The sequence below is a fragment of the Pseudomonas sp. 2,4-D genome, assembly GCF_030418155.1.
Classification (GTDB): Bacteria; Pseudomonadota; Gammaproteobacteria; order Pseudomonadales; family Pseudomonadaceae; genus Aquipseudomonas; species Aquipseudomonas alloputida.
This window is the reverse complement of record NZ_JAUHUI010000007.1, coordinates 1-13,060: the sequence shown is the minus strand read 5'-3', so window position 1 is coordinate 13,060 and position 13,060 is coordinate 1. Positions and strand designations below refer to the sequence as shown.

Annotated in this window: 11 protein-coding genes and 1 tRNA gene; 9 read left to right on the top strand and 3 right to left on the bottom strand. The window is 62.4% G+C overall.

The genetic code is table 11. The features are described from left to right. Window positions 1–41 precede the first annotated feature (41 nt). The 3 genes from QYE47_RS07610 to QYE47_RS07600 all read left to right on the top strand — a co-directional run bounded on the left by QYE47_RS07610 (window position 42) and on the right by QYE47_RS07600 (window position 2,740). Window positions 42–734, top strand: a complete 693-nt coding sequence (locus QYE47_RS07610) for an ABC transporter permease (RefSeq protein ID WP_003255749.1) — start codon at window positions 42–44, stop codon at window positions 732–734. Further along, a complete protein-coding gene (locus tag QYE47_RS07605; RefSeq protein WP_014589362.1) occupies window positions 734–1,423 on the top strand; it encodes an ABC transporter permease in 690 nt (229 codons plus the stop codon). Before QYE47_RS07610 ends, QYE47_RS07605 begins: the two co-directional genes overlap by 1 nt. Window positions 1,424–1,534: 111 nt before the next feature. After that, entirely contained in the window at window positions 1,535–2,740 is a 1,206-nt protein-coding gene (locus QYE47_RS07600; protein ID WP_014589361.1) for a methyltransferase, read from the top strand. 280 nt (window positions 2,741–3,020) lie between these two features. Here the strand turns inward: QYE47_RS07600 and QYE47_RS07595 are convergent, their stop codons facing one another. Continuing rightward, the gene (locus tag QYE47_RS07595) at window positions 3,021–3,311 is read right to left on the bottom strand and encodes a DUF3077 domain-containing protein (protein ID WP_014589360.1); all 291 of its coding nucleotides are present in this window, start codon (window positions 3,309–3,311) and stop codon (window positions 3,021–3,023) included. 524 nt (window positions 3,312–3,835) lie between these two features. Here QYE47_RS07595 and QYE47_RS07590 point away from each other — a divergent pair. Continuing rightward, window positions 3,836–4,084, top strand: coding sequence for a hypothetical protein (locus QYE47_RS07590; RefSeq protein WP_014589359.1), 249 nt, complete (start codon window positions 3,836–3,838; stop codon window positions 4,082–4,084). Between the two features lie 98 nt (window positions 4,085–4,182). Then, window positions 4,183–4,258: transfer RNA gene (locus QYE47_RS07585), tRNA-Thr, on the top strand. 81 nt (window positions 4,259–4,339) lie between these two features. Here the strand turns inward: QYE47_RS07585 and QYE47_RS07580 are convergent. Continuing rightward, window positions 4,340–5,950 carry a sensor domain-containing diguanylate cyclase gene (locus QYE47_RS07580; protein ID WP_085983373.1) on the bottom strand — a complete coding sequence of 537 codons (1,611 nt, stop codon included), beginning with the start codon at window positions 5,948–5,950 and terminating at the stop codon, window positions 4,340–4,342. A gap of 180 nt (window positions 5,951–6,130) precedes the next feature. Here QYE47_RS07580 and QYE47_RS07575 point away from each other — a divergent pair, with 180 nt between their 5' ends. Next, window positions 6,131–6,337, top strand: a complete 207-nt coding sequence (locus QYE47_RS07575; protein ID WP_014589357.1) for a DUF3079 domain-containing protein — start codon at window positions 6,131–6,133, stop codon at window positions 6,335–6,337. 164 nt (window positions 6,338–6,501) lie between these two features. On the opposite strand, the gene QYE47_RS07570 is transcribed toward QYE47_RS07575, so the two are convergent. Next, window positions 6,502–8,799 (bottom strand): TonB-dependent siderophore receptor, encoded by a 2,298-nt coding sequence (locus QYE47_RS07570; protein WP_070383358.1) that lies wholly within the window; start codon window positions 8,797–8,799, stop codon window positions 6,502–6,504. Window positions 8,800–8,939: 140 nt separating this feature from the next. On the opposite strand from QYE47_RS07570, the gene QYE47_RS07565 reads away from it, so the two are divergent. From QYE47_RS07565 to QYE47_RS07555, 3 genes are all read left to right on the top strand, one after another. Continuing rightward, window positions 8,940–9,659: a response regulator gene (locus QYE47_RS07565; protein WP_070383357.1), complete on the top strand. Its 720-nt coding sequence runs from the start codon at window positions 8,940–8,942 to the stop codon at window positions 9,657–9,659. A 1-nt stretch (window position 9,660) separates the two neighbouring features. Then, window positions 9,661–11,028 carry an ATP-binding protein gene (locus QYE47_RS07560; RefSeq protein WP_070383356.1) on the top strand — a complete coding sequence of 456 codons (1,368 nt, stop codon included), beginning with the start codon at window positions 9,661–9,663 and terminating at the stop codon, window positions 11,026–11,028. Window positions 11,029–11,229: 201 nt separating this feature from the next. Next, window positions 11,230–12,900: an FMN-binding glutamate synthase family protein gene (locus tag QYE47_RS07555; RefSeq protein ID WP_070383355.1), complete on the top strand. Its 1,671-nt coding sequence runs from the start codon at window positions 11,230–11,232 to the stop codon at window positions 12,898–12,900. The last annotated feature ends 160 nt before the right edge of the window (window positions 12,901–13,060 follow it).

Sequence of the window (13,060 nt, the reverse complement as noted above, 5' to 3'; positions counted from 1 at the left end):
GCGCGCCCTTGCGGCGCGCCAGTCCCTAAAATGACCTGCCCATGAATATCGACCTGCACGGATTCGGTCCGGCCATGATGGCCGGCACCCTGATGACCGTAAAACTGGCGCTTTGCGCCTTGCTGCTGGGGCTGGTCCTGGGCCTGCTCGGCGCCCTGGCCAAGACCTCCCCGCTCAAGCCGCTGCAATGGCTTGGCGGCTTCTACTCGACCCTGGTTCGCGGCGTGCCCGAACTGCTGTGGGTGCTGCTTATCTATTTCGGCACCGTCGGGCTCATGAACAGCCTCGGCGAAGCCCTGAACATGCCGGGCCTTGAGCTAAGCGCCTTTGCCGCGGGCGTGATCGCCCTGGGCCTGTGCTTTGGCGCCTACGCCACCGAAGTGTTCCGTGGCGCCATCCTCGCAATCCCCAAGGGCCACCGCGAAGCCGGCCTGGCGCTGGGCCTGTCCAAGGGCCGCATCCTCTCGCGGATCATCCTGCCGCAGATGTGGCGCATCGCCCTGCCCGGCCTTGGCAACCTGTTCATGATCCTGATGAAGGACACCGCCCTGGTATCGGTAATCGGCCTTGAAGAAATCATGCGTCATTCGCAGATCGGCGTGACCGTGACCAAAGAGCCGTTCACCTTCTACATGGTCGCGGCCTGCATCTACCTGGGCCTGACCGTACTTGCCATGACCGGTATGCATTTCATGGAAAAACGCGCCGCTCGCGGCTTTGCGAGGGCTGAATAATGAATTGGGAAGTCATCTTCAAATGGCTGCCACGCCTGGCCGAGGGTGCGGTCCTGACCCTGGAGCTGGTGGCCATTGCCGTGGTTGCCGGGTTGATCCTGGCCATCCCGCTGGGCATCGCCCGTTCCTCGCGCCACTGGTACGTGCGCGCGGTGCCGTTCAGCTACATTTTCTTCTTCCGTGGCACGCCGCTGCTGGTGCAGTTGTTCCTGGTCTATTACGGCCTGGCGCAGTTCGATGCGGTGCGCTCCAGTTCGCTGTGGCCGTACCTGCGCGATCCGTTCTGGTGCACGGTGCTGACCATGACCCTGCACACCGCCGCGTACATTGCCGAGATCCTGCGTGGCGCGCTGCAGTCGATCCCCAAAGGTGAGATCGAAGCGGCCCGGGCGCTGGGCATGTCGCGGGGCAAGGCGCTGTTCTACATCATGCTGCCACGCGCCGCGCGTATCGGCCTGCCGGCGTACAGCAACGAAGTGATCCTGATGCTCAAGGCCAGTGCCCTGGCCAGTACCGTGACCCTGCTGGAGCTGACCGGCATGGCCCGTACCATCATCGCCCGCACCTACCTGCCGGTGGAAATCTTCTTCGCCGCAGGCGTGTTCTACCTGGTGATCTCGTTCATGCTGGTGCAAGGCTTCAAGCTGCTGGAGCGCTGGTTGCGCGTGGATGCCTGCCAAGGCCGCTGACATCTCCTAGCCTTCTTCGCGGGCACGCCCGCTCCTACAACAGGCCTATGCTGAACCTTCGTAGGAGCGGGTTTACCCGCGAATAGCCCCTCAACCCCAACACACATCCCCATGCCCAGCCCCCTCCACAGCCACCACCTCAGCACCCGCTTCCAGGCCCTCGACCAGTTCCTGATCGAGCACCAACAGCTGTGGAAACCCCGCCCCTTCACCACCCTGCAACTGCCTTGGGAAACCACCCACCCAGAACTTGCCGCCCACCTGCGCCAATGTTCCCTGGCAGACGCCGAAGCCGACAGCGCCACTGACCGCTTGCCTGCCCCATTCCCGCAACTGGCCGAACAAGCCCGACAGCTCGCCACGCTCGGCAGCCTTGCGCAAACCAATCTACCGCCTGCCGCCCACCGCCTGGACGTCGCCGTCCCCGGCCGCAAATGGCAGCAGATCGAAGCCTTCGCCAGCCACCTGGCCTTCCGCGAGCAGCCCCGGCACTGGCTGGACTGGTGTTCTGGCAAAGGCCACCTCGGCCGTCGCCTGCTGCAACCCGGGCAACACCTGACCTGCCTGGAGTACGACGCCGACCTGGTCGCTGCCGGTCAGGCCCTGAGTGCACACCACCACTTGCAAGCACAGCACGTACATCAGGATGTGATGGCCAGCGACAGCGCTCGCCACCTGGCTGACGATAAAAGCGTGGTTGCCCTGCATGCCTGTGGCGATCTGCATGTACGCCTGCTGCAACTGGCCAGCCAGCAAGGTTGCCGGCAACTGGCCATAGCCCCCTGCTGCTACAACCGCATCGCCGCGCAGCAATACCAGGCGTTATCCACAGCCGCGCAGGCGTCGAGCCTGCAGCTGTCGCTGGACGACCTAGGCCTGCCCTTGAGCGAAACCGTCACTGCCGGCGCCCGCGTGCGGCGCCAGCGCGACACCTCGATGGCCAGGCGCCTGGGCTTCGACCTGCTGCAACGCCAGCAGCGCCAGAGCGATGAATACCTGCCGACGCCTTCCCTGCCGGTGGCCTGGCTGGACAAGCCCTTCGAGCAATACTGCCGTGACTTGGCTGAACTGAAGCAATTGCCAGTGAGCGGCAACCCGGACTGGGCAATGCTGGAAGCTGCGGGCTGGCAACGCCTGGCCGAGGTTCGCAACCTGGAGCGCGTACGCAACCTGTTCCGTCGGCCACTGGAGCTGTGGCTGGTACTCGATCGCGCCCTGTTCCTCGAAGAACAAGGCTATGACGTGCGCCTGGGCCTGTTTTGCGATTACCCACTGACCCCGCGCAACCTGCTCATTCTTGCGGAACGCGACGGTTAGCCGCAGCACAACCTGTGGATAAGTCTGTGAACAAGCTTGTGATTTCCTGTTGGATCCAAGCGCTATTTCAAGCGCTTGGCTTATTCCTGCTTGCGGCTGCAGCCCAGTAAAAACAGGCGTTTGCGCAAAGACCAGCGGCGTAGCGATCCGGCATGCCTTTCGCTCAGGTCCCAAATGCCACTTGTGCATAAACATTTCTTGTGGTTAGCGCAAGCGGCTTTTGTGGGAGCGGCCTTGCGTCGCGAAAGGGCCGCAAAGCGGCCCCCGCACTCTCACATTTTCAATGCGCCTTGCCCTTGGCGATCTCGATATCGTTCATCAGCGCCTTGGCCATGTCGCACAGATAATCGGCTGCCCCCAGGAATTTATGGTCGTCCTCCATATCGCCCTCGCGCACCAGGTGCTTGATGTAGCCCATCAGGATCGAGACATGCTCGTAGGCAGCATCGATGGGGATGCCGGGCTCTACGCGTAGCAGATTGAGGGACGGGTTACCGGCAGCGAGGAAGGTTTCCACGCCTGCGGTTGTGATTGATTTGGGGCTGTTGGGATCAGCATCGATCGTTTTCACTTTTCAAACTCCCTAGTTCAAAGGAGTTGCCGTGTTCATTCTTTCTCACGGAACAAAGGCGGCAACCGTGCACGAGGTGAGAAACCGAGTGAACGTAGGAAGCTCGGCCAGACCAAGGTCTGCCCGCGCACGATCGCCATTACGCAGCCGATACGTTCAAAGTCGGGTTCTCACACCCGGTCGCCAGAGCGACCCGCAAACGGTATCTGTGAGCCATTTCCCCAACAACAGCGTTACTTCGACGGCGCGCGTAGGATACGTCCGAAGCATCCAAAGGCTGAAGCTTTTAGCCCCATGGTTCAGAATTGCCTTACACAGATAACCCGGCTTACCCGCCCCCCTGTAGGAGCGGGTTCACCCGCGAAGAGGCCAGACCAGACAACACAAGGCTAATGCTCCACCGCCGCAACGGTGTATCATCCGCCCCCCAAATCATTAAAAAGTGACGTCGCGCGCTGCCCGCCAGCCCCGCGACCTTCTGGCGTTGCGCCAGAACCGACAATGGACCACCGGACCTGAGCATCGTGACCCGAGCCACCCCCCTCGCCCTGCTGACCTTCGCCCTGGCCCTGACCGGCTGCGCCGGCGGCACCTCGCCCCACCCCAACAGCAACCTGGGCTGGAACCACCCCGGCATGCAGCTGGGCGGCGACAACGGCCTGCCCCTGCGCACAGAAGCCCCATGCCGCAAGCGCGGCTGCGACAACGACAAGCTGTTTTTCAACCCGGGTAAAAGCGAGCCTAGCGTCACCACCATGCACCGTGGCTGGTAGGAAAATTCTTCTTTTAGGCCGGTGACTTAGGTCTTTTGCGAACATTCGCAAGGAAGTGGTTTACAGGCGCCAAACGATCGCTATAATGACGCCCCATTGCCGGTATAGCTCAGATGGTAGAGCAACTGACTTGTAATCAGTAGGTCCCGGGTTCGATTCCTGGTGCCGGCACCATACGCAGTATCAAAAAAGGCTCACCGAAAGGTGGGCCTTTTTTGTTTTCAGTGTCGTTATGCCCCCTCGCCCTTACCCCTCTCAAACCCTCCGCAACCCCCGCCGCACCTCTTTATCGGCATACATCAACTGATCCGCCACTTTAAGCGCAGCCTGCAGCGAAGTCGCAGCGGGATCAACACTCGTAATACCAAAACTCGCACCCGCATAATCGAACCGGCAGTCGTCAAACTCGTAGCTACCAATCAGCAGCGGCACCAGCCGTCTGCGCATCGCTGCGGCAGTTTTGGCCATTTCGTCCGGGTGGACAGAAGCGGTCAAGCCGATCACAACGAACTCGTCACCACCCCAGCGCCCAAGCTCATCCGACGCCCGCAATCCACCCTGCAGGCGCCGGCTGCTTTCGATCAGGAACTTGTCCCCCACCTCGTGCCCGTACGTGTCGTTGATCGCCTTGAATTCATCGAGGTCGATAAACGCCACCAGCACCCCCTGCCCCGTTCGCTTCGCCAACGCGAAATGCCGATGCAAGGCAGCCAGGATTGCACGCCGATTCTTCAACCCGGTCAGCGCGTCATAGTTTGCCGCATAGCGTTCTTCCTGGCGGCGCAACAGCATCTGCCCGGCCACACGGCTGGAGAGCAAGATCAAGATCAACCCGAGCGCTGCTACAGAGGCACCGGTCCAGTAATACTGCTGACGCATCGGCTGCAGGTGATCAAGCTTTGCCAGCGTCAGCAGCTGATATTGCGCGTCGTTCAGAGGCTGGCGATGCACCAGATAAGGGTGCCCGTCAATGAGCCATTGATTGGCCTGACCCGCGTCTGCCACAGCGCGGATATCCATGGGCTCGCCCGGCTCTTCGTCGCCATCCAGAGGCCTGCGAATATCGGGCGGGAGCAGTGTCACCACGTTACGCAGCATGAAAAGTTCGCTGGACGCGGTGGTCACACGGCCCTGACGGTTCACTATCAAGGCAATGTGACGCCCTGTCAGGTAGAGGGCTATGTCCGGGGCATCGAACTTGACCGTGACAGAGCCAAGTGGCTTGCCGTCAGCATCGTCGATGCGGCTGGCGACGAAATAGGAGGGGGTTTTGTTCAAGCGGGCGATGCCGAACATCTCACCACTGCCGGTGCGCAATGCGTCGATGAGGTAGGCCCTGCCCGTATAGATCTGGCCAACGATGCTGAATGACTCCGCCCAGTTGCTGGCCGTCACCGTATCGTCTGAGAGATTGTTCATGTAGATACGGCCATAGTGGAGATCGCTGGCCAATCTATCCATGAAATCACCCACGCTTCGCACCAGCGGGTCACGGGTGAACTTCGAAGCGCGCTCCTCACGCGTGAGTGCGGCGAAGCCGGGCGGATCATGGCGATATCGGGCAGCGAGTTGGATCACTTCGCTTTGACGGGCCACCATGTTGGCCACGCTGGCCATTTCGGTGAACAGGCGGTCTACGACTCGCCCCGTAATCTGGGCTTCGTATTCGGCGCCTGCCGCAAGGTTGTCGAGTTCTTCTGCTGTAAGGCGCTGCACTATCCACCCGCCCAGGCTTGCCACAAGTGCCAACCAGACGACCACAACGCCCAGCGTCACCCGGCGCACGATGGATGGAATGTCCCTGCGTTGCCGCCGTTGCGGCGGATCGTAACTCACGCCGCGCTTGCCGGTTGAATGGGGCACCAAAGCAACTCCTTTTGCGATACAGCAATGTGCATCATCGACCCTGCGATACCCCGCCAAGGCGAGGCTCGCAAGATTGTAAAACATTCACCTCAGTGGATCGCCAGTGGATTGATGGCGGTCAAACGACGGGCTGGGCGAGGAGTTTACGTTCAGAACAGGCAGCCCTGAGGGAGGATGAACATGGCCAAGAGATTCCCCACAACCCCTCGCCACCCCGAGCGTATCTGCTGGGGTTGCGACCTGTACTGCCCTGCCAAGGCGCTAGCCTGTGGCAATGGCGCAGACCGGACCATGCATCCGGTGGAGCTGTTTGGCGAGGATTGGGATAGCTTCGAGGGCCAGCTGGAGAAGCCGATTGATCCAGGGCAAGCGGTAAAGCCCAGGTAAGAAAGGGCCGCTTGGCGGCCCAGCGCAGGCCTTGAACCCAGCGCTGGTTCCGTGTGCGGGCGTGCCCGCGACGCTGGCGATGCGGTTGCAGGCACCGGCTGCGCCGGTGTTCGCGGGTGAACCCGCTCCTACAGGTACAGCGCCAGGCCTTGTGGAAGGGCTGATCAGAACGCGGTGCTCACCGTCAACGACAGGTTACGCGGGTCACCATAAATCGCCCCGGCATAGAACCCGTACTGGGTGTAGTAGTGCTTGTCGAAGAGGTTGTTGGCGTTGAGGCTGACGCTGGTCTCATCGGTGAGCTGGTACTTGGCCATGGCATTCCAGATGGCATAACCGGACCAGTTCACGTCAGTGGCGCCATTGCTCACACCGTTGGTGGGCTGGCCAGCCGGGCTGGAAATGGCGCGGATGTTGGTCTGCGCAGTCACGCCGGCACCCAGGGTCAGGCGGTCGAGCGGGCCGCTCAGGCGGTAGGTGGTGGAGGCCTTGAACAGGTGCGACGGATCGCTGCGGCCGTCGCTGTCCACGCGACGGAAATGCAAGTAGGTGTAGCCGGCGTACACGTTCCAGTTGGGTGTCAGGGCGCCTGCGACTTCCAGGTCGATGCCGTCGGTTTCCTGCCCGGAACCGGCCTTGTATGCGTTGCCACCGGTCGGGGTGGTCAGGTCGCCGTCCAGCACGGCCTTGTTTTCCTGCTTGGTGCGGAAGTAGGCCGCCGAGGCGTTCAGGCGGCCATCGAACCACTCACCCTTGATACCTGTCTCGTAGCTTTGCCCACGAATCGGCTCGACCTTGCTGCCGCTGCTGGTTTCAGACGTTTGCGGCGTGAAGATATCGGTGTAGCTGGCGTATACCGAGTAGTTGTCGTTGAGGTCATACACCGCGCCCAGGTAGGGGGTGACGATGCCGTTCTCTTCCTGGCTGCTGCGCTCGCCGGCCACGCTGCGGGTGACCGAGGAATAGTTGCTGGTGCGCACGCCAACGATCACCGACAACGGGTCGGTGATGCTCAGGCGGGTGGCGGCGTACATGCCCTGCAGGCGGGTGGTGGTCTTGCTGTGAAGGCCGGTGCGCGAAGCGATGAGGTCGTAGTCGTCATCCACACCATTGTGCCAGTCGGTCACCGGGAAGCCGTTGTTGGCGCGGAACTGGCAACCCAGTGCAGGCGCGCTGGTCATGCCGCCGCCGACCATGGTGCAGGTGTACTGGGGCGACCAGCCAACGGTGCGGCTGTCGTTGTAGCCGACCATCGCCTGGTGGGTACGGCCGAACAGCTGGAACGGGCCAGACAGGTCGATCTGCGCCGACTGCTGGGTGGTGTCGCTGGAGCTGTGCAAACCATTCAGCACGGCGCCGCTGCCGTCCTGGTCCCAATAGCCGCCATAGCTGCCGCGCCCGGCCGAGTTCACCTTGGCAAGGCCCCGGTGGTTCAGGGCTTCGGTGGTGGCCTGGGCGGCTTTCAGGTCCAGGGTCCAGTCGTTGTCGAAGCGGTGCTCGAGCGAACCGAACGCAGTGCGGGTGGTGTACTCGCCAAAGCTCCAGCTGGGCACCACGTTGGTGCTGCGCGGCAAGTCGGTCTTGCTGCCGTCGCGGTACCAGATCGGGATGTTCGCGCCCCAGCCGCCACCCACAACCTTGTTGTACTCATACTGGTAACCGGCGCCCAGGGTGGTGGCGTCATCCAGGTCGAACGCGAAATTGGCCAACGCGGCGCGGGAACGTTCGGACTGGTTGTCGCGGAAGGAGTTGGCATCCTGCTGGGTCATCACGAAACGCGAGCGCAGGCGGCCATCTTCGGATAGCGGCAGGTTCAAGTCCGCCCCCAGACGACGCTTGTCCCAGCTGCCGTAAGTGGCATAGGCGCTGCCGCCGAAGGTTTTGGTCGGTGCCTTGCGGATCAGGTTGACGGTGGCCGAGGGGTCGCCGGTGCCGCCCAGCAGGCCGTTGGCGCCGCGCACGATGTCAATGCGTTCATACAGGTCCATGTTCAGCGCATTGCCGCTGCCACTGAAATCGGAGCCGCCCTGGGTCTGCAGGCCATCGACCTTCCAGTTGCTGATCGAGTAACCACGCGCGCGGTAGTCGGTACGCCCACCCACCTCGGACTTGTTGGCCGTTACGCCTGGGGCGGTTTCCAATGCCTGCTCGATGGTATGGATGCCGCGGTCATCCATCTGCTGGCGGGTGATGGTGGTAACCGATTGCGGTGTCTGCCGTGGCGTCAGTGCCAGGCCAGTGGAGCTGCGGGTGCTCTCGACCGTGTAGCCCAACTGGCCGGCCTCGTCGGCAGGCTGTAATACGCTGTCTTCGATCTGTGTGGCGTCGAGTTCAAGGGGTTTGCCGTCGGCAGCCACTGCACCACCGCTGATGGCGACGGCAACGCAGAAGGCCAGCGGCTTGAGGCAATTGCCACTTTGACTGAAGGGGATGAACACTGGCGTGATGCTTTGGGGATTCATTTGGGAAGGCTTCGTATTTGCAGATGATTTTTTGTTAGGATTCTAGGGATCAGCCCTCCGGGCTCCAGGCCCGACATGTACGGGGATGTAATTGAACGTAACGAGCGCCACCGGCCCTCACCGAACAGGTGTTTTTCTGCATGAGCACGACCCTGCTGGTTGTCGATGATGACGACGAGATCCGCGAACTTCTTTGTGATTACCTGACCGATGCCGGCTACAACGTACTGGCGGCAGTCGACGGTCAACAGATGCGCGACCAGCTGGCCCGGCACAAAGTGGAGCTGGTGGTGCTCGACCTGATGCTGCCGGGTGAAGACGGCCTTAGCCTGTGCAGGCAGTTGCAGGCCACCCCCGGTTTGGCAGTGATCATGCTGTCAGCCAAGGGCAGCACGCTGGACCGCATCATCGGCCTGGAAGTAGGCGCCGACGACTATCTGGCCAAGCCCTTCGAACCACGCGAACTGATCGCCCGGATCAAAGCCGTACTGCGTCGCCCGCAACGCCTGGGCACCTCTGCCGAAGAACCCGTGGTGGACGCCCAGCTGTTCGCAGGCTTTCGCCTGGAACACGTCAAGCGCCTGCTCACCCGCCCGGATGGCGAGATCCTGACCCTGCCGCGCTCCGACTACCGCGTGTTGCGCAAACTGCTGGAAGCCAACAACCGAGTGGTCTCCCGTGACCAACTGACCCGCAGCGCGTTCGGCCGCGACCACCTGCCCGACGACCGATCGGTGGACATGTGCGTCAGCCGCCTACGCCAGCAGCTGCGCCGGGCGCCGGCGGGGGCCGCGCAAATCCTGACCATCCGCAACGAAGGCTACCTGCTGAGTATCGCCCCCCTCGCGGCCGGTGCCTGACATGCGCTGGTTTCACCGGCTATGGCCCCGCACCTTGTTTGGTCAACTGCTGCTGATCATGGTCAGTGGCACGCTGGTGATCCAGTTGATGTCGAGCAGCATCTGGTTCGATGTGCGTTTCGCTCAGGCGCTAGAGGTGCCCGTGCGACTGGTTGCTGCACGCAGCGCACCCCTGATTGCCCAGGCCGACTGCCACGGCGGTACGCTGCAGGCGCCATCCCACTACCAGCTTCGCTGCGTCGAAAGCCTGCCTGCGCAAGAGCATGACGAGCGCCGCGGGCACAGGCGGGTGGAGCTGTTGTTGCAGCAGGCCCTGAAGTACGAGCTGGGGCGTGCCCAGGACGTGCGCCTGATGAACGTGCAACTCACCGACGAACTGGGCCAGCCGATCGTCTGGCGCAGCCTGTTCGGCCTGCGCACGGCCCAGGCGCATATCCAGTTTGCGGTGCCGTTACCCGATGGCCAGTGGCTGACCGTTGCAGGCCAGGAACTACAGGGCTGGAGTGGCGAGTCGGCCTGGGTGCTGATCAGCGATTACCTGCTGCGGGTGTATGCGCTGCGCATCGTCGCGGTGTTGCTGGTATGCCTGGTTGCCGTGCGCCTGTGCCTGCGACCGTTGCGGCGCCTGGCCGATGCCGCACGCGGCCTGGGCAGTAACCTCGAGCAGCCTCCCCTGGCGCTGGATGGCCCGGAGGAAGTGCGCCAGGCGGCGCAGGCGTTCAACGCGATGCAGCAGCGGCTGATTGCCATGGTCAACGACAAGGCCTACTTCCTGGCCGCCGTGTCTCACGACCTGCGCACCCCACTGACCCGCATGCGCCTGCGCCTGGAGCGATTACACGATGACGAACACCGCCAGCGCCTGCGGCAGAACATCACGCAGATGGACGATATGATCGGTCAGGTTCTGGATTACCTGCGTGCCGGAGAGCAGCAGAACTTGCAGCAGGTGGACCTCGACCGATTGGTTGCGCGCCAGTGTGCGGACCTGGCGACTGACCAGGAACCACTGCCGGTGCACGGCCGGGTGAACAGCTTGCGTGGGGATGCCCTGCTGCTGCAGCGCTGTCTGCAGAACTTGTTGGTCAATGCGTTGCGTTATGCCAAGGATATTTCTGTCACGCTGGAGCGGACCACCACAGGGGTGTTCATCCACATCGACGACCGCGGTCCAGGGATTTCGCCAGCGCTGCTGCCGATCATCACCGACCCGTTCGTGCGCGGTGAAGGGTCGCGTAACCAGGCATCCGGCGGATATGGGCTGGGGCTGAGCATTGCCCAGCGGATCGCCGCCAGCCATGGGGGTGAGCTGATGCTGTCGAACCGTGAGAGCGGTGGGTTGCGGGTCAGCATACTGCTGCCTGGCTAACGCGATTTTCTGTAGGAGCGGCCTTGTGTCGCGATGGGCTGCGCAGCAGCCCCAGATAGTGGTGTCACGGCACAAACCGCCGGGGCTGCTGCGCAGGCCTAGGAATTCGCATTCAGGTAACAGTCTTTTACCGATTACCCAGGTTTTCCCTCCCCTGCGTTTGCCTATCCTATGCCCGGTCATCCTGCCTGCGATGGACCCATGAAACACTCTCTTCCCAGCCGCTACGCCAGCCTCGTACTCTGCCTTGTCTTCACTTTCGCCAGCCTGCCCCTGCTGGCCCAACATGCCTGGCTGTGGCCGGTAACGCTGATCACCGCGCTGCTCAGCCTGGTCGGTCTGAATGACCTGCGCCAAAGCCACCATGCGGTGCGACGCAACTACCCAATCCTGGGCAATATCCGTTACCTGATCGAAACCATCCGCCCGGAAATCCGCCAGTACCTGATCGAAGGTGACGACGACAAGCTGCCGTTCTCCCGCTCGCAACGCTCGCTGGTCTACGCCCGCGCCAAGAACGAAAGCGCCGAGAAAGCGTTCGGCACGCTCAACGACGCCTACAAACCTGGTTTCGAATTCATCAGCCATTCCATGCTACCGGTGGCCACGCCAGACCCTGCGTCGTTCCGCATTGCCATCGGCGGGCCGCAATGCCGAATGCCCTACTCGGCCTCGATCTTCAACATCTCGGCGATGAGTTTCGGCGCCCTCAGCGCCAACGCCATTGCTGCGCTCAACCGCGGCGCGCGCATGGGCCGGTTTGCCCATGACACTGGCGAAGGCAGCATCAGCCCGTACCACCGTGAACACGGCGGCGACCTGATCTGGGAAATCGGCAGCGGCTACTTCGGCTGCCGCACCGAGGACGGTCGTTTCGACCCACAGCGCTTCGCCGAACAAGCCCGCTCGGCACAGGTGAAGATGATCGAGATCAAGCTCAGCCAGGGCGCCAAGCCTGGCCACGGCGGCATTTTACCGGGGCACAAGGTCAGCCCCGAAATTGCCGAGACCCGTGGCGTACGCGCAGGCGAGGACTGCATCTCGCCGGCAGCGCACAGCGCCTTCCGCACACCAGTCGAGCTGCTGCAGTTCGTAGCCGGCCTGCGCGAGCTTTCGGGTGGCAAGCCCGTGGGCTTCAAGTTCTGCCTGGGCCACCCTTGGGAGTTCATGGGCATTGCCAAGGCCATGCTCGCCACCGGCATCACCCCTGACTTCATCGTTGTCGATGGCAAGGAAGGTGGCACCGGCGCGGCACCTCGCGAGTTCAGCGACAACATGGGCGTACCAATGCGCGAAGGCCTGATGTTCGTGCACAACACGTTGGTCGGCCTGAACCTGCGCTCCAGCATCCGCATTGGCGCGGCGGGCAAGATCGTCAGCGCCTTCGACATTGCCAGCGTATTGGCCATCGGCGCTGACTGGGTCAATTCGGCACGCGGCTTCATGTTTGCCATTGGCTGTATTCAGTCGCAGAGCTGCCACACCAACAAGTGCCCGACCGGCGTGGCGACCCAAGACCCTCTGCGCCAGCGCGCCCTGGTGGTGCCAGACAAGGCCGAGCGGGTAGCCAGCTTCCACCGCAACACACTGCACGCACTGGCCGAGATGCTGGCTGCCGCAGGCCTGGAGCACCCTTCGGAGCTCAAGCCCAAGCACCTGGCGCGGCGCATAAGCCCCAGCGAAATCGGGTTGTTTTCGGACTTGCACACATTCCTCAAGCCGGGCGAATTACTCAGTGGCTCGATCGAAAGCGAGTTTTATGCGCGGATGTGGCGGATGGCGCGTAGCGACAGTTTTGCGCCGGAGACGGGGGACACTGCAACACGAACTGTGGCATCAAGACTGCGCCACGAAGAGACTGAACCTGCATGACAAACATGACTGGGGCTGCACTGCAGCCCTTCGCGGGCGTGCCCGCTCCCACAATTTGGACTGCCCCCAAGAAGTTGGACACCAATCCAACCCTTGGGGGATCTATGGGTAAGTACACCGAGCAATTCAAGCTCACAGCGATCACAGCCTACCTGGACGG